16 protein-coding genes are annotated in these 16,334 nt (G+C 57.9%); 10 read left to right on the top strand and 6 right to left on the bottom strand.

The window, feature by feature from the left end:
• Window positions 1-39 precede the first annotated feature (39 nt).
• The 5 genes from flhA (at window position 40) to QLG21_RS07385 (ending at window position 6,300) form a co-directional block, all read left to right on the top strand.
• Window positions 40-2,112 carry a formate hydrogenlyase transcriptional activator FlhA gene (gene flhA, locus QLG21_RS07365; RefSeq protein WP_042321802.1) on the top strand — a complete coding sequence of 691 codons (2,073 nt, stop codon included), beginning with the start codon at window positions 40-42 and terminating at the stop codon, window positions 2,110-2,112.
• Window positions 2,113-2,266: 154 nt separating this feature from the next.
• Window positions 2,267-3,265 carry an ABC transporter substrate-binding protein gene (locus QLG21_RS07370; RefSeq protein ID WP_006178205.1) on the top strand — a complete coding sequence of 333 codons (999 nt, stop codon included), beginning with the start codon at window positions 2,267-2,269 and terminating at the stop codon, window positions 3,263-3,265.
• Window positions 3,265-4,302 carry an iron chelate uptake ABC transporter family permease subunit gene (locus QLG21_RS07375; RefSeq protein ID WP_006178206.1) on the top strand — a complete coding sequence of 346 codons (1,038 nt, stop codon included), beginning with the start codon at window positions 3,265-3,267 and terminating at the stop codon, window positions 4,300-4,302. The genes QLG21_RS07370 and QLG21_RS07375 overlap by 1 nt, the downstream gene beginning before the upstream one ends.
• A complete protein-coding gene (locus QLG21_RS07380; RefSeq protein WP_282484164.1) occupies window positions 4,302-5,063 on the top strand; it encodes an ABC transporter ATP-binding protein in 762 nt (253 codons plus the stop codon). The genes QLG21_RS07375 and QLG21_RS07380 overlap by 1 nt, the downstream gene beginning before the upstream one ends.
• A gap of 16 nt (window positions 5,064-5,079) precedes the next feature.
• Window positions 5,080-6,300 (top strand): MFS transporter, encoded by a 1,221-nt coding sequence (locus tag QLG21_RS07385; protein ID WP_153681298.1) that lies wholly within the window; start codon window positions 5,080-5,082, stop codon window positions 6,298-6,300.
• A 5-nt stretch (window positions 6,301-6,305) separates the two neighbouring features.
• Here the strand turns inward: QLG21_RS07385 and QLG21_RS07390 are convergent, their stop codons facing one another.
• Window positions 6,306-6,650 carry a nitrous oxide-stimulated promoter family protein gene (locus QLG21_RS07390; protein ID WP_282484182.1) on the bottom strand — a complete coding sequence of 115 codons (345 nt, stop codon included), beginning with the start codon at window positions 6,648-6,650 and terminating at the stop codon, window positions 6,306-6,308.
• A 174-nt stretch (window positions 6,651-6,824) separates the two neighbouring features.
• On the opposite strand from QLG21_RS07390, the gene QLG21_RS07395 reads away from it, so the two are divergent.
• Together QLG21_RS07395 and mutS are read left to right on the top strand one after the other, a co-directional pair.
• Window positions 6,825-7,055 carry a SymE family type I addiction module toxin gene (locus tag QLG21_RS07395; protein ID WP_058608521.1) on the top strand — a complete coding sequence of 77 codons (231 nt, stop codon included), beginning with the start codon at window positions 6,825-6,827 and terminating at the stop codon, window positions 7,053-7,055.
• Between the two features lie 113 nt (window positions 7,056-7,168).
• Window positions 7,169-9,730: a DNA mismatch repair protein MutS gene (mutS, locus tag QLG21_RS07400; RefSeq protein ID WP_006178215.1), complete on the top strand. Its 2,562-nt coding sequence runs from the start codon at window positions 7,169-7,171 to the stop codon at window positions 9,728-9,730.
• Between the two features lie 91 nt (window positions 9,731-9,821).
• On the opposite strand, the gene QLG21_RS07405 is transcribed toward mutS, so the two are convergent.
• Genes QLG21_RS07405 through QLG21_RS07415 form a run of 3 tightly spaced genes read right to left on the bottom strand, consistent with a single transcriptional unit; the run spans window position 9,822 to window position 12,073 of the window.
• Window positions 9,822-10,043 carry a non-oxidative hydroxyarylic acid decarboxylases subunit D gene (locus QLG21_RS07405; RefSeq protein WP_014071539.1) on the bottom strand — a complete coding sequence of 74 codons (222 nt, stop codon included), beginning with the start codon at window positions 10,041-10,043 and terminating at the stop codon, window positions 9,822-9,824.
• Window positions 10,044-10,053: 10 nt separating this feature from the next.
• Complete coding sequence (locus tag QLG21_RS07410; protein ID WP_137849846.1) at window positions 10,054-11,481, bottom strand: non-oxidative hydroxyarylic acid decarboxylases subunit C; 1,428 nt, start codon at window positions 11,479-11,481, stop codon at window positions 10,054-10,056.
• A complete protein-coding gene (locus tag QLG21_RS07415) occupies window positions 11,471-12,073 on the bottom strand; it encodes a non-oxidative hydroxyarylic acid decarboxylases subunit B (protein ID WP_137849847.1) in 603 nt (200 codons plus the stop codon). The genes QLG21_RS07410 and QLG21_RS07415 overlap by 11 nt, the downstream gene beginning before the upstream one ends.
• 173 nt (window positions 12,074-12,246) lie before the next feature.
• On the opposite strand from QLG21_RS07415, the gene QLG21_RS07420 reads away from it, so the two are divergent.
• Entirely contained in the window at window positions 12,247-12,654 is a 408-nt protein-coding gene (locus tag QLG21_RS07420) for a MarR family transcriptional regulator (protein WP_058608523.1), read from the top strand.
• Here QLG21_RS07420 and QLG21_RS07425 read toward each other — a convergent pair.
• Window positions 12,651-13,538 carry a LysR family transcriptional regulator gene (locus QLG21_RS07425; protein WP_137849848.1) on the bottom strand — a complete coding sequence of 296 codons (888 nt, stop codon included), beginning with the start codon at window positions 13,536-13,538 and terminating at the stop codon, window positions 12,651-12,653. The genes QLG21_RS07420 and QLG21_RS07425 overlap by 4 nt on opposite strands.
• Before the next feature lie 106 nt (window positions 13,539-13,644).
• Here QLG21_RS07425 and QLG21_RS07430 point away from each other — a divergent pair, with 106 nt between their 5' ends.
• Together QLG21_RS07430 and QLG21_RS07435 are read left to right on the top strand one after the other, a co-directional pair.
• Window positions 13,645-14,856, top strand: a complete 1,212-nt coding sequence (locus QLG21_RS07430; RefSeq protein WP_137849849.1) for an MFS transporter — start codon at window positions 13,645-13,647, stop codon at window positions 14,854-14,856.
• Window positions 14,853-15,230 carry a DUF4440 domain-containing protein gene (locus QLG21_RS07435; RefSeq protein ID WP_137849850.1) on the top strand — a complete coding sequence of 126 codons (378 nt, stop codon included), beginning with the start codon at window positions 14,853-14,855 and terminating at the stop codon, window positions 15,228-15,230. Before QLG21_RS07430 ends, QLG21_RS07435 begins: the two co-directional genes overlap by 4 nt.
• Window positions 15,231-15,282: 52 nt before the next feature.
• Here the strand turns inward: QLG21_RS07435 and rpoS are convergent, their stop codons facing one another.
• Complete coding sequence (rpoS, locus tag QLG21_RS07440; protein WP_013098493.1) at window positions 15,283-16,275, bottom strand: RNA polymerase sigma factor RpoS; 993 nt, start codon at window positions 16,273-16,275, stop codon at window positions 15,283-15,285.
• Window positions 16,276-16,334 lie beyond the last annotated feature (59 nt).

Here is a 16,334-nt window from a genome sequence, read left to right on the forward strand (position 1 = left end):
GACGTTCTCTTTTTTGCCAGTTTCTATTGGAAAGCAATAATGCCGTATACACCGATGAGCGATCTTGGACAGCAGGGCCTGTTTGACATCACACGCACTCTTTTACAGCAGCCCGATTTAGGCTCACTGAGCGATACCCTGACGCGGCTGGTCAGGCAATCAGCGCTGGCGGACAGCGCCGCTATCGTGCTCTGGCACAGCGGGACCCAGCGGGCGAGCTACTACTCAACGCGTGATAACGGCAAAGTCTTTGAATATGAGGATGAAACCTATCTCGCCCACGGCCCGGTGCGGCGTATTCTTTCCCGTCCTGAAATCCTGCACTGCAGCGCTGAAGAGTTCCGCCAGGCCTGGCCGATGCTGGCAGATAGCAATATCTATCAGCCTTTCGGCCATTACTGCATGCTCCCTCTGGCGGTGGAAGGCCATATTTTTGGCGGCTGCGAGTTTCTGCGCACTACCGACCAGCCGTGGAGCGAGGCGGAATATGAGCGTCTGCACACCTTTACCCAGATTGTCGGCGTGGTGGCGGAGCAGATCCAGAGCCGCGTCAACAATAATGTGGATTACGATCTGCTGAGCCGCGAGCGCGACAACTTCCGTATTCTGGTGGCGATCACCAACGCCGTGCTGTCGCGCCTGGACATGGACGAGCTGGTCAGCGAGGTCTCAAAAGAGATCCATCACTACTTCAAAATCGACGCCATCAGCATTGCGCTTCGGGGCAATCGTAAGGGAAAACTCAACATTTACTCCACGCACTATCTGGATGAGGCCAACCCGGCGCACGAGCAGAGCGAAGTGGACGAAGCGGGCACCCTGTCCGAGCGGGTGTTCAAAAGTAAAGAGATCCTGCTGCTCAACCTGCACGAGCGTGACGTGCTGGCCCCCTACGAGCGGATGCTGTTTAACACCTGGGGCAATAAAATCCAGACGCTGTGCCTGCTGCCGTTGATGTCGGGCAATACCATGCTTGGCGTGCTGAAGCTGGCGCAGTGCGATGAGGGCGTATTTACCACTGCCAACCTCAAGCTGCTGCGCCAGATTGCCGAACGTATCTCCATTGCCCTGGATAACGCCCTCGCCTATCAGGAGATCCACCGTCTGAAGGAGCGGCTGGTGGATGAGAACCTCGCCCTTACCGAGCAACTCAATAACGTGGACAGCGAGTTTGGCGAAATCATTGGCCGCAGTGATGCGATGTACAGCATCCTCAAGCAGGTTGAGATGGTGGCGCAGAGCGACAGCACGGTGCTGATTCTGGGCGAGACCGGTACCGGGAAAGAGCTGATCGCCCGGGCGATCCACAACTTAAGCAACCGCAACAGCCGCCGGATGGTGAAGATGAACTGCGCCGCCATGCCTGCGGGTCTGCTGGAAAGTGACCTCTTCGGTCATGAGCGCGGCGCCTTTACCGGGGCCAGCAGCCAGCGGCTGGGCCGGTTTGAGCTGGCAGATAAAAGCTCGCTGTTTCTCGACGAAGTGGGCGATATGCCGCTGGAACTGCAGCCTAAGCTGCTGCGTGTGTTGCAGGAGCAGGAGTTTGAGCGCCTCGGCAGCAACAAGCTTATCCAGACGGACGTGCGGCTGATTGCCGCCACCAATCGGGATCTTAAAAAAATGGTCGCCGACCGCGAATTCAGAAGCGATCTCTATTATCGCCTGAACGTCTTCCCGATCTGCCTGCCCCCGCTGCGCGAACGCCCGGAAGATATCCCTCTGCTGGTGAAAGCCTTTACCGCCAAAATTGCGCGGCGGATGGGGCGCAACATCGACAGCATTCCGGCAGAGACGCTCCGCACGCTCTCGGCAATGGAGTGGCCGGGTAACGTCCGCGAACTGGAAAACGTCATTGAGCGTGCGGTGCTGCTGACGCGCGGCAACGTGCTGCAACTCTCCCTGCCGGAGGTTTCTCTGCCTGAAACGACTGTGAGCGCAGCCGAGATGGCGAAAGAGGGAGAAGATGAATACCACCTTATTCTGCGCGTGCTGAAAGAGACCAACGGTGTGGTCGCCGGGCCGAAAGGTGCAGCCCAGCGTTTAGGGTTAAAACGCACCACCCTGCTGTCGCGCATGAAGCGCCTCGGGATTGATAAAGAGAACCTGATGTAAGTCCGCATTCCGGCGGTGTTACTCTGACACCGCCTTTCGTCACCCTGCGCAATTGTCCCTCATTGACACAAAATCCTTTCCTCTGTATAAAATTCCGCCTTAATAATGAGTTTCATTTGCATCAAAAAATAATATTAATGAAGGGTAGCGTTTAATGAAAAAGGTCATCTGCGCGTTGGGCCTGGCGTTTGCGTCGGTCAGTTCTGCTCTGGCAACCACATATCCTCTGACCATTGAAAACTGTGGTTATAAAGAGACCTTCACCAAAGCGCCGGAACGCGTGGTGGCCCTGGGTCAGAATACCGTCGAAATTTTGCTCCTGCTCGGACTGGAAGATAAGGTGAAGGCCAGCGCCTTCTGGCCAACCAAAGTGTTGCCGCAGCTGGCTAAACAGAACGCAAAAATCAAAACCCTGACGGTAGAAATCCCGACCCTTGAATCCATCCTTTCGCAAAACCCTGATTTTGTGCCTGCGCAGCTTCCCCTGTTACTTGGGCCTGAAAGTAAGGTGGCGAAACGTGAAGATTTGGCCACGGTCGGTGTGAACAGCTACGTGTCACCGGGCATGTGCGCCACCAAAAAAGCCGCAGGTGATATGTACGGCAGCCGCCAGAAGCTGTGGGACATGACCTATCTCTATAAAGAGATTGAGGATTTTGCCAAAATCTTTAACGTGGAAGATCGCGGCCAGGCGGTGATTGCCGATTTCAAAAAACGTGAAGCTGACCTGCGCCAGGAGTTTGGTAAAAACAAAAAAGACCTCTCCTTTGTTTTCTGGTTCTCAAGCTCCTCTCCTTCGGCTGATGCCTATGTCGGCGGTAAAAACAGCGCGTCCGGTTTTATTGCTAACGTGCTGGGCGGGCACAACGCCATCACCTCCGAAACCGAATGGCCCACCGTGGGCTGGGAAAGCATTATTGCCGCTAATCCGGATGTGATTGTGGTTTCCAGCCTGGATCGCAACCGCTGGGCGCTGGATAACGCGGAAGAAAAAATCAAGTTCCTGAAAACCGATCCTGCCGTCAGCCAGCTGGATGCCGTCAAAAAAGGCCATATCGTGGTGATGGACGGCCAGGCGATGAACCCGACGATCCGTACGATTTACGGTGCTGAACAGGTGGGTGAGCAGCTCAGAAAACTGGGGCTGAACTGATGACAGCCGCTGTACTTCAGGCCCGCCAGGGCCTGTTCCTGACCACCTCTGCTCTGCTTGCCGTTGTAGTGTTGTTTCTGGTGATCGCCCTCGGCGTCAGCGTCGGTGAGCTGTCCATCCCGCTGAATAACGTGTTTTACGCCATCAGCAACAGAATGGGGCTCACCGAGGTTCCGCTCAATCGCATCTATGAGAGCGTAATCTGGGACTTCCGCCTGAGCCGTGCGCTGGTTGCAGCCTGCTGTGGTGCGGGGTTAGCCATTTGCGGTGCCGTATTGCAGAGCCTGCTGAAGAACGCCCTGGCGGAGCCCTACGTGCTGGGCGTCTCTGCCGGCGCGTCAACGGGTGCGGTTTCCGTCGTGGTTCTGGGAGTGGGGACCGGGGCCGTTTCGCTCTCAGCGGGCGCCTTCGCGGGAGCATTCGCCGCGTTTGCATTTGTCGCCTTTCTGACGAACGGCGCGCGCGGCGGCAATGAACGCACCATTCTGGCAGGCGTGGCAGCCTCTCAGCTGTTCAACGCCATTACCGCCTACACCATCAGCACGTCTGCCAGCGCCCAGCAGGCGCGTGATGTGATGTTCTGGCTGCTGGGCAGTTTCAGCGGCGTACGCTGGCCTGAATTCCAGCTGGTGCTGGTTGTCGTCCTGACAGGATTAGCCGTTTGCCTCTACTATTCCCGGGCGCTGGATGCCTTTACGTTCGGTGACGATGCTGCCGCATCGCTGGGTATTGCCGTTCCCTGGGTGCGCCTGGCGTTATTTATCACGACCGCACTGATCACCGCGACGATCGTCAGCATGGCGGGCTCTATCGGCTTTGTGGGGCTGGTGGTTCCGCACGTCATGCGTTTCCTGTTCGGGCCGCTGCATCGCACCCTGCTGATTGCCAGCGCGCTGGCCGGGGCGATCCTGATGGTGCTGGCAGACATTGCCTCGCGCATGCTGATTGCGCCGCAAAGCCTGCCCGTCGGCGTAGTGACCGCGCTGGTCGGTGTGCCTTTCTTTGCCGTGATTATCTACCGATCAAGGAATAAGTGATGAGTATCTGCGCTGAAAATATCACCTGGAAGGTCGGCAAAAAAGTTATCGTCAATGACGTGTCACTGAAGGTTTCCCGGGGGGAAACCGTTGGGCTGCTGGGCCCAAACGGCTGCGGAAAGTCGTCTCTGTTGCGTATTCTGGCGGGACTTCGTCGCCCGGATGCGGGCAGCGTGACCCTGGACGGACAGGACATTTCCCGCATCGCCAAAAAGCAGCTCGCCCGCCGGGTCGCATTCGTTGAGCAGCACGGGATGACCGACGCCAACATGCGCGTGCGCGACGTGGTAAAACTCGGGCGTATTCCGCACCACTCCCCTTTTTCTAACTGGAGCAAGCAGGATGACGACACCGTCACCGCGGCCCTGCAACGTGTGGATATGCTGGAAAAAAGCGACCAGGGCTGGCTGAGCCTGTCCGGCGGAGAGCGTCAGCGCGTTCACATCGCCCGTGCGCTGGCCCAGACCCCGACGGAAATCCTGCTGGATGAACCCACCAACCACCTGGACATTCATCATCAGATACAGCTGATGCATTTAATCAGCGAATTACCCGTAACCAGTATTGTCGCCATCCACGATCTCAACCACGCCTCGATGTTCTGTGACTCGCTGATTGTGATGCAGAAAGGGCAAATTGTGGCGACGGGAACCCCGCAGGACATTTTATCCGAGTCGTTGCTCTGGGATGTCTTCAGAGTCAAAACCAAAATTGAGATATCGCCGTTCCATGGCAAAAAGCACATTCACTTTATCGTGTAGGGGCGAGTAAACCACAATGCCCCTTCGCCCTGCCACCACGCTCTGGCCGCCCGTTTTACTGGGTAGCCAGTTTGTTTTTAACATCGGCTTTTACGCCGTTGTTCCTTTCCTTGCGATATTCCTGCGCGACGACATGCTGCTTTCCGGCGGGCTTATCGGGCTGATTCTGGGTCTGCGCACCTTCTCACAGCAGGGGATGTTTATCGTTGGGGGCGCACTCTCAGACCGGTTTGGCGCGAAAGTGGTCATCCTGAGCGGCTGTATTGTGCGTGTTTCGGGTTATCTGCTGCTGGCCTTCGGGAGCACTCTGTGGCCAATCATTCTGGGTGCCTGCCTGACGGGCGTCGGCGGTGCACTATTCTCCCCTTCGATTGAGGCGTTGCTGGCAAAAGCGGGCACGCACAGTGAGGCGAAAGGGAAACGAAGCCGGGCGGAGTGGTTTGCGCTGTTTGCGGTCTGCGGGGAACTCGGCGCGGTACTGGGCCCGGTTGCTGGTGCCCTGCTGACGGGGCTTGGCTTCCGCCAGGTGGCGCTGGCAGGTGCCGGGGTGTTTATTGTTGCGTTAGTGGTGCTCTACTTCTGCCTCCCTGCTTCTGACCACCGTTCACAAACGCTGAAAATACAGCCCTGGTGGACAACGTTCCGCCAGCCTCGTTTCGTCGCCTTTATCATTGCCTATAGCTCGTGGCTGTTAAGCTACAACCAGCTTTATCTGGCGCTGCCGGTGGAGATCCAGCGGTCTGGCGGTAACGAGAAAGATCTCGGCCCGCTTTTTATGCTCGCCTCCGTGTTGATCATTACTCTACAGCTGCCGCTGGCACGCTTCGCCCGCCGCGTGGGCGCGGTGAGGATCCTGCCGGTAGGCTTTTTGCTGCTGTCTGCCGCCTTTGCGAGCGTGGCGATGTTTGCGGCGACTGAACCGCCGGAGGGCTGGTGGCGGCTACTGCCGTCAGTCTCATTGGTAACGCTGCTGACGCTGGGACAGATGCTGCTGGTACCCTCGGCTAAAGATCTCATTCCGCGGTTTGCTGAGGAGTCCACGTTGGGGGCGCACTACGGCGCACTCTCCACTGCCGGAGGCATTGCGGTACTTGCGGGAAATTTGTTGTTTGGCAGTCTGCTGGATCGCGCGCTGGTGCCCTCACCCCAGGCGATTTACCCCTGGCTGCTGCTGGCCCTCTTCCCGTTATGCAGCGCACTGGCCCTGAACGTGATTTGCCGGCCGCTAAGACGCTGAACGACTCACTTTTTCGGGCGATACTTTTCCGGTAATTCCGGCACCGGACGACGATCATCAATCAGATGACGAACGGTCAGGATGGGGTGACGCCATAACATGCGCGGGCCGGCCCAGCGCATTATCTGCTTCATCTCTTCACGCTTTGCAGGCTGGTAGCAGTGTACCGGACACTGTTTACAGGCGGGCTTGTCTTCCCCAAAAACACACTTGTCCAGACGCTTGTCGGCATACGCCCTGAGCGCCTGATAGTGCCCCTCTTCCTGAGAAGCCTGCGGGCACTGCTTCTCAAACAACGCGATCATTTTGGCGATCGTCTCTTTCTCTCGTGCGATACGTTTACCGTACATGGACAATGACCTCATATAAAGTGCATCCATAATACCTCTTTGCGCGTCGTTTTTCAGTCGTTGCATTTTATTTTCTGAAGACGCCTTCCAGTATTAAAGCGGCCAGACGGGTCAAACACTGGTATTTTATACAGGCAATGAGAACGCCCGTTGCCCAACTTTTTCGGAGGCCGTATGCAAGAGATCGTCATCACCCAACCCTATCGCCATTTAAAAGTGGGCTATTTCAGAAAGCGCCACGAGGATCGCCGAACCAAAATCCCGACGCGCTATAGCGTCCATGCCGCCCTCAGCCTTAAAGGCGACTGGCTGGAAAAAGCCGGATTTACCACCCATTCGCAGGTTCGGGTGGGCGTGGCGCACGGGAAAATCATCATCGAACTGATGCAGGAAGGCGCCTCGTAAAGTCGCGACTTTTTTCTGCGCCGCGCCATTTTTTCATGCGACAATAGAGGAAACCTACGGCCAATGAGCCGCGTAAAGACCATTATTATCAAAGAAATGGATATCATAACTCCATGAGCACAATCGACAATTTCGACGCACATACGCCGATGATGCAGCAGTATCTGAAGCTGAAAGCGCAGCATCCGGAAATCCTGCTGTTTTACCGTATGGGCGATTTCTACGAGCTGTTTTATGACGATGCCAAACGTGCATCGCAGTTGCTCGACATTTCGCTGACCAAACGTGGCGCATCGGCAGGTGAGCCGATTCCGATGGCGGGTATCCCGCACCATGCCGTGGAAAACTACCTTGCGAAGCTGGTGAACCAGGGTGAATCCGTCGCGATCTGCGAGCAAATTGGCGATCCGGCCACCTCGAAAGGCCCGGTTGAGCGCAAGGTCGTGCGCATCGTCACGCCGGGCACCATCAGTGACGAAGCCCTGCTCCAGGAGCGCCAGGATAACCTGCTGGCGGCCCTGTGGCAGGATGGCAAAGGGTTTGGCTACGCGACGCTGGACATCAGTTCCGGTCGTTTCCGCCTGAGCGAGCCCGCCGACCGTGAAACCATGGCGGCTGAGCTGCAGCGCACAAATCCTGCGGAGTTGCTGTACGCCGAAGACTTTGCAGAGACCTCGCTGATTGAAGGTCGTCGCGGCTTACGCCGCCGCCCGCTGTGGGAATTCGAAATTGATACCGCGCGCCAGCAGCTGAATCTGCAGTTTGGCACCCGCGATCTGATTGGCTTTGGCGTTGAGAATGCACCGCGCGGCCTGTGCGCCGCAGGCTGTCTGCTGCAGTACGTCAAAGACACCCAGCGTACCGCCCTGCCGCACATCCGTTCGATTACGATGGAACGCCAGCAGGACAGTATCATCATGGATGCGGCAACGCGCCGTAACCTTGAGATCACCCAGAACCTGGCGGGCGGCGTCGAGAACACCCTCGCCTCGGTGCTGGACAATACGGTGACGCCGATGGGCAGCCGTATGTTGAAACGCTGGCTGCATATGCCCATTCGCGATACCCATACGCTTGTCTGCCGCCAGCAGACGATTGCCGCGTTGCAGGATCGCTACACCGAGCTGCAGCCCGTCCTGCGCCAGGTGGGCGATCTTGAGCGTATCCTTGCCCGTCTGGCATTGCGTACCGCCCGCCCTCGCGATCTTGCGCGTATGCGTCATGCTTTCCAGCAGTTACCGGAACTGCGTGCTCAGTTAAGCGACATTGACAGTGCACCCGTTCAGAAACTCCGTGAAACGATGGGCGAATTTACCGAGCTGCGCGAGCTGCTTGAGCGCGCCATTATCGATGCGCCGCCGGTTCTGGTGCGCGACGGCGGGGTCATTGCGCCGGGCTACAACGAGGAGCTGGACGAATGGCGCGCGCTGGCTGACGGTGCAACGGACTATCTCGACAAGCTGGAGATCCGCGAGCGCGAACGCCTGGGCCTCGATACCCTGAAAGTCGGCTATAACGCGGTACACGGCTACTTCATTCAGATCAGCCGTGGGCAGAGCCACCTGGCCCCTATCCACTACGTACGTCGCCAGACGCTGAAAAACGCCGAGCGCTACATTATTCCTGAGCTGAAAGAGTACGAAGATAAAGTTCTCACCTCGAAAGGCAAAGCGCTGGCGCTGGAAAAGCAGCTGTATGACGAACTGTTCGACATGCTCATGCCGCATCTCGGCGACCTGCAGCTCAGCGCGGGCGCGCTGGCAGAGCTGGATGTACTGGTTAACCTGGCAGAGCGTGCGGAAACGCTGAACTACACCTGCCCGACCTTCATCGACAAACCGGGCATTCGCATTACCGAAGGCCGCCACCCGGTGGTGGAGCAGGTGCTGAACGAACCGTTCATCGCTAACCCGCTGAACCTGTCGCCGCAGAGAAGAATGCTGATCATTACCGGTCCGAACATGGGCGGTAAAAGCACCTATATGCGCCAGACGGCACTGATTGCGCTGCTCGCCTACATTGGCAGCTATGTCCCGGCGCAGCACGTCGAGATTGGCCCAATAGACCGCATCTTTACCCGCGTGGGCGCGGCGGACGATCTGGCAAGCGGTCGTTCAACCTTCATGGTGGAGATGACCGAAACCGCCAACATTCTGCATAACGCGACGGAACATAGCCTGGTGCTGATGGATGAAGTTGGGCGCGGAACCTCCACCTATGACGGACTGTCGCTGGCGTGGGCGTGTGCCGAAAGTCTGGCGAATAAAATCAAGGCGATGACGCTGTTTGCCACCCACTACTTCGAGCTGACGCAGTTGCCGGAAAAGATGGAAGGCGTAGCAAACGTCCACCTTGATGCGCTGGAGCACGGGGACACCATTGCGTTTATGCACTCAGTGCAGGATGGCGCAGCAAGCAAGAGCTACGGTCTGGCGGTTGCGGCGTTGGCAGGTGTGCCAAAAGAGGTGATTAAGCGCGCGCGTCAGAAGCTGCGTGAGCTGGAAAGCCTGTCACCGAATGCTGCGGCAACGCAGATTGATGGCACGCAGATGTCGCTGTTGGTGCCTGCGGAAGAGACCTCTCCGGCTGTTGAAGCGCTGGAGAACCTCGATCCGGATTCCCTGACGCCACGCCAGGCGCTGGAGTGGATTTATCGGTTGAAGAATCTGGTTTAGTTCTCGGTTTTTATTGCCGGGTGGCGGCTTCGCCTTACCCGGCCTACAAAACCTACAAGCCCGGTAAGCGGTTACGCCTCCGGGCTTATTTTTACAACAACGGCGGGATCGTCGGCACCTGCGGCGCGTCGTCAATATCCTTCTGCGTCATACGGAACGCTTCGGGATAATGCTCGCGACTGGTGCGGCGCAGGGGTTCGGTATCGCGCCAGGTATACAGGCAGTGCTGGCACTGGTAAACGGTCCAGACATCTTTCACCGGCGATGTCGCCATCACTTCGATATGCTCATCGGCACAACGTGGACAAATCATCATTTCCTCCTTATTGGCGCGCGGCCAGCATCGCGGTCAGTTTCTCAGCCCAGGCTTTGGTTTCAGGCAGATCCCGTACCGGCTGGCTATAGTGGCCGCGGTTATCCGGCGCGACGGGGGTGGTGGCATCAATAATCAGCTTGTCGGTGATCCCCGCCGGGCTGGAGCCAGGGTCGAGTTCAAGCACCGACATATTCGGCAGTTGCACCAGATCGCCCGCCGGATTGACCTTGGATGACAGCGCCCACATCACCTGCGGCAGGTTAAACGGATCGACGTCTTCATCGACCATAATGACCATCTTCACGTAGCCGAGGCCGTGCGGCGTGGTCATGGCGCGTAATCCGACCGCGCGGGCAAAGCCGCCGTAGCGTTTTTTGGTAGAGATAATCGCCAGCAGGCCGTGGGTGTACATGGCGTTCACCGCCTGCACTTCCGGGAACTCCGCCTTGAGTTGCTGATAGAGCGGCACACAGGTCGCCGGGCCCATCAGATAGTCAATCTCTGTCCACGGCATGCCGAGGTAAAGAGATTCGAAAATCGGTTTGGTGCGGTAAGAGACTTTATCAATGCGCACTACCGTCATATTGCGGCCACCGGAGTAGTGGCCGGTGAACTCCCCGAACGGTCCTTCGATTTCGCGCTTGCGGCCTTCAATGACCCCTTCGAGGATCACTTCAGAGCCCCACGGCACGTCAAAGCCGGTCAGCGGTGCGGTGGCGATCGGGTACGGGCTTTCGCGCAGTGCGCCCGCCATTTCGTACTCGGACTGATCGTACTTCAGCGGCGTGGCGCCCATCAGGGTGATGATCGGATCGTTGCCGAGGGTGATCGCAATCGGCAGATCTTCGCCGCGCTCCTCCGCCTTATGCAGATGCAGCGCGATATCGTGCATCGGCACCGGCTGCAGCCCCAGCTTGCGCTTGCCCTTCACTTCCATGCGATAAATGCCGACGTTCTGTTTACCGAAGTGGTCCGGGTCGAGGGGATCGCGTGACACCACGCAGGCTTTATCCAGGTAGAATCCCCCGTCGCCGTCGTTCAGACGAAACAGCGGCAGAATATCGAACAGGTTAATGTCTTTACCGTCCACCGTGTTCTCGGCCCAGGGCGGGCTGGCGCGGCGCTCCGGTGCAACCGGGAAGTTATCCCAGCGACGGATAAATTCGTCGATCTGCTTTTTCACCGGCGTGTTGGGGGGAAGCCCCAGCGAAATGGCGTGGTTCTGCCACGAGCCGATGGTGTTCATCGCCACGCGGGCATCGGTAAAGCCACGAATGTTATCGAACCACAGCGCGGGCGCGCCGTCCCCGATGCGCCCGGTGGCGTTGGCGGCCGCCGCCAGATCCGGTTCGGCGTTAACCTCTTCCTCTATTTTCAGCAGTTGCCCTTGCTCATCGAGCGCCTGCAGGAAGCTTCTCAAATCATCAAATGCCATTTTTATTCTCCTGTGAAACGTGTTTCGCCTCCTGCAGACCGTTCCAGCGGCGGGCCTTTTTGTGCTCCAGACCAAACTGGTCAAGCACGCGGGTCACAATATGCTGGGTGATGTCATCAGCGGTCTGCGGGTGGTTGTAATACGCCGGCATGGGCGGGACCATTGCGACGCCCATGCGGGAAAGCGCGAGCATGTTCTCAAGGTGGATAGTGCTGAGCGGCGTCTCGCGCGGGACCAGCACCAGCTTGCGCCCCTCTTTCAGCACCACGTCTGCCGCGCGTCCGACCAGCCCTTCGGCGTAGCCCGCGCGGATCCCGGCCAGTGTTTTCATGCTGCACGGGATGACGATCATGCCGTCGGTACGAAACGAGCCTGAGGAGATGGTGGCGGCTTGATCCGCCGGGCTGTGCACGACGTCTGCCAGTGCGGCGACGTCCTGCGCGGTATAGGGGGTTTCCAGCTCTATCGTCGTCTTCGCCCACTTCGACATCACCAGATGCGTCTCTACGTGCGGCATCTCACGCAGCGCCTTGAGCAGCGCCACGCCCAGTGGAGCACCCGTCGCCCCCGTCATCCCAACAATCAGTCTCATTTATCACCTCGCAACCATTTGTTCGCATACGAACATAATGCTTACGCTACTCCCGGATTGGCTTTCTGGCAAGATCGTTCGCACACGATCACATTAATTGCTAAAAAATGACGCGTTAAAATCGCGGGCAAACAGGGCTATCATAGGGGGAGAATTTTTTCGTCGGAGTGTTCATGGACCTAAGACAAGAGGCGTTTCACCTGTTACGTCAGCTTTTTCAGCAGCATACCGCCCAGTGGCAGCATGCCCTCCCGGAACTGACCAAGCCACAGTATGCGGTGTTGCGTTCGATTGCCGAGCATCCGGGGATTGAGCAGGTGGCCTTAACCGAAGTGGCCGTGAGCACCAAAGCGACGCTGGCGGAGATGCTGAGCCGCATGGAGTCCCGGGGTCTGGTAAAACGCGAGCACGATCCTGCCGACAAGCGTCGCCGCTTTGTCTTTTTAACGCCGGAAGGCGAGGCGCTGCTCGCGCGCTGTCAGCCCGTCGGGAATGATGTGGATGAGGCGTTTTTAGGCCGCCTCAGCAGGGAAGAACGGGAGCAATTCTCGGCGCTGATCAAAAAAATGATGCACAACTAGTTCACCCGGGCGCGCATAAAATCAATAAACGTGCGCACCTTCGCCGAAACATGCTGGGCATCAGGATAGACAGCATAGATGCCCTGCTGCGCAAAAGTGTATTCCGGCAACACCGGGACCAGTTGCCCGGTATCGAGCGCGTTTTGTACCAGCCACGCGGGCAACAGCGCCACACCGCTGCCGGCCAGGGCAAAGGCCATCAGCGCCTGCGCGCTGTCGGCGTATAAGCGCGGGGCTTTTTTTATCTCCAGCACAACACTTTCACCGTCCGCTTTACGCAGCTGCCAGCGCAGCGGTGAAGCGAGACGTTCATGAATGATCCATTCGGCCTGCGCCAGTGCCTCTGGCGAATCCACGGGATGGGCGTGCAGCCACGCCGGCGACGCCACGGGCAGGATGGCAAATTGCGAAATCAGCGCGGCGTGATAGCGCGAATCTGCTAGCGTCCCGAGCCGGATGGCGACATCAAAACGTTCTGAAATAAGATCCCTGTGCAGCGAGGATGACACCAGCCGCACACGGAGCTCCGGGTGCAGGAGGCTAAATTCGGCCAGCAGGGGCACCACCACTTTCGCCCCATATTCCGGGGTGCTGGTAATGCGCAGTTCCCCCGTCAGCCCGGCATGGTTGGCGCGCACATCATCCGCGAGACTCTCCGCATTTTTAAGCAACGCCAGGCTTCGCTGATAGAACAGCTCCCCGGCTTCGGTCAGGCGCAGACTACGGGTGGAACGCAGCAACAGCGTGACGGCCAGCTCATCTTCAAGCTGGCGAATATTAAAACTGACAACCGCTTTCGTTAGCCCCAGGGCGTCAGCGGCAGCAGTGAAGCTTCCGCTCTCGACCACCGCCACAAACATCGCCGTGCGCTGCAAATTCAACATGCTGAGCCTTTTCACTGTCAAAATATTTTTGACAGTATATCGCGCTTTGTCGCGTTTATCTGCGTCGCACCGACCGCTACGATACGCCCTCACTGGAGGAGTTCCCATGACGTATCGCACCAGGGTCGCCGCTGTGTTTCTGCTCGGCTTTTTTCTCGACCTGATTAACATGTTCATCGCCAGCGTGGCCTTTCCGGCGATGGGCCAGGCGCTACACGCCACGCCCTCCGCGCTTGCGTGGGTCAGTAATGGCTACATTGCCGGGCTGACGCTGGTCATCCCGTTCAGCGCAATGCTGGCGCGCCTGCTGGGGCCCAAACGCCTGATCCTGCTTTCGCTTTTTGTGTTTAGCGCCGCATCTGCCGCCGCGGGCCTGGCGTCGACGCTCGACAGCCTGATCGCCTGGCGTGTAATTCAGGGGCTTGGCGGCGGATTGCTGATACCGGTTGGGCAGGCGCTGGCGTGGCAGCAGTTTAAGCCGCACGAACGTGCCAGGCTCTCCTCGGCGGTCATGCTGGTGGCCCTGCTGGCACCGGCATGCTCGCCCGCGCTGGGCGGCGTGCTGGTTCAGACGCTCGGCTGGCGATGGATTTTTTTCGCTACCCTGCCCGTTGCCGCACTCGCCTTTGTCCTGGCCGGGCTGTGGCTTCGCAACGAAAAGCCGCAGCAGACCCTGACAAGGCGGTTACTTCACCTCCCGCTGCTGAAGGATCCGCTGCTGCGCTTCTCCATGCTGGTCTACCTGTGCGTTCCCGGCACGTTCATCGGCGTGAACGTGATAGGCATGTTTTACCTGCAAAGCATCGCCAGGCTGACGCCTGCCGAAACCGGGGCGCTGATGCTTCCCTGGTCACTGGCCTCTTTTGTGGCCATCACGGCAACGGGGCGCTACTTCAACCGTACCGGCCCACGGCCGCTCATCGTGCTCGGCTGTCTTTTGCAGGCTATCGGGATGGGGCTTCTTATCGGTATCGGGCCAGATACTCCGTTCGCGCTGCCGGTGCTGGCGTTTACCCTGATGGGCGCGGGCGGTAGCCTGTGCAGCAGCACGGCGCAAAGCAGCGCGTTTTTGACAATCCCGCATGATGCGATGCCGGACGCCAGTGCGCTGTGGAACCTTAATCGTCAGCTGAGCTTTTTTCTGGGGGCGCTGGTGTTAGCCGCGCTGCTTAGCCTGGCGCAGCGCTACCTGCCGCCGCTTACGGCGTGGCACGGTATCTTTCTTTTTGCCGCAGGCGTAACGTTACTGCCCCTGCTGGCCGTTATTCGTCTTAACAATGCGAAGGTGCTGAGGCAGCTTCAACAGGAGAACGTATGACCCCCTACGAAACCGAAGTTATTGATCTTCACGTGGCGCTCGAACAGTGGCTGGGAGAGGGTGAAGGCGACATTAACGCCCTGCTCGCCCGCTTTCGTCCGGACTTTATGATGATTCCCCCGGGTGGCACTTATCTGGATCATGCGGCGCTGGTCAGCTTCCTGGAAAACCAGCGCGGTAGCCGCCCCGGTTTGAAAATAAGGATCGACAGGCTCACCACGGTTGAGCAGTGGGACGGTGGCGCGGTGCTGCACTACCGGGAGACGCAAACCCGCCCGGATTGCCCCGTCAACGTGCGCGGGTCAACCGCGGTGCTTAATCAGGAAGGAAATACGGTGAGCTGGCGGCTGCTGCACGAAACCGCACAGGCGTAGCGCAAAAGAAAAAGGCCCGTCTCACGACGGGCCTTTTTTGACGAAAGGGTGCTTATTCGCGGAACAGCGCTTCGATATTCAGACCTTGCCCCTGCAGGATTTCACGCAGGCGACGCAGACCTTCTACCTGAATCTGACGAACACGTTCACGGGTCAGGCCAATTTCGCGGCCGACGTCTTCCAGTGTTGCAGCTTCATACCCCAGTAAACCGAAACGACGTGCCAGTACTTCACGCTGTTTGGCGTTCAGTTCGAACAGCCATTTGACGATGCTCTGTTTCATGTCATCGTCCTGCGTGGTGTCTTCCGGGCCGTTGTCTTTTTCATCGGCCAGGATGTCCAGCAGCGCTTTCTCGGAGTCGCCACCCAGCGGGGTGTCAACGGAGGTAATGCGCTCGTTGAGACGCAGCATACGGCTTACGTCATCAACCGGTTTATCCAGTTGTTCGGCAATCTCTTCAGCGCTCGGCTCGTGGTCCAGTTTATGGGACAACTCGCGCGCAGTACGCAGATAGACGTTCAACTCTTTGACGATGTGGATCGGCAGTCGAATCGTACGGGTTTGGTTCATAATAGCCCGTTCGATGGTCTGACGAATCCACCAGGTAGCGTAGGTTGAGAAACGGAACCCGCGTTCCGGGTCAAACTTCTCAACTGCGCGGATGAGACCTAAGTTGCCCTCTTCAATCAGGTCAAGCAAAGCCAGACCACGATTGCCATAACGGCGAGCAATTTTCACGACCAGACGCAAGTTACTTTCAATCATGCGACGGCGCGAGGCAACATCACCACGCAAAGCACGACGTGCGAAATAGACTTCTTCTTCGGCCGTTAACAGAGGGGAATAACCAATCTCCCCAAGGTAAAGCTGAGTCGCGTCCAGCACACGCTGTGTGGCACCCTGCGATAACAGCTCTTCTTCAGCTAAATCGTTATCACTGGGTTCCTCTTCTACTAAGGCTTTTTCGTCAAAAGCCTCTGCTCCGTTCTCATCAAATTCCGCATCTTCATTTAAATCATGAACTTTCAGCGTATTCTGACTCATAAGGTGGCTCCTACCCGTGATCCCTGGACGAGACACCCTGACTGGCTTGCCTCGTCAAT

The organism is Enterobacter sp. V87_3 (assembly GCF_029967835.1).
Classification (GTDB): Bacteria; Pseudomonadota; Gammaproteobacteria; order Enterobacterales; family Enterobacteriaceae; genus Enterobacter; species Enterobacter cancerogenus.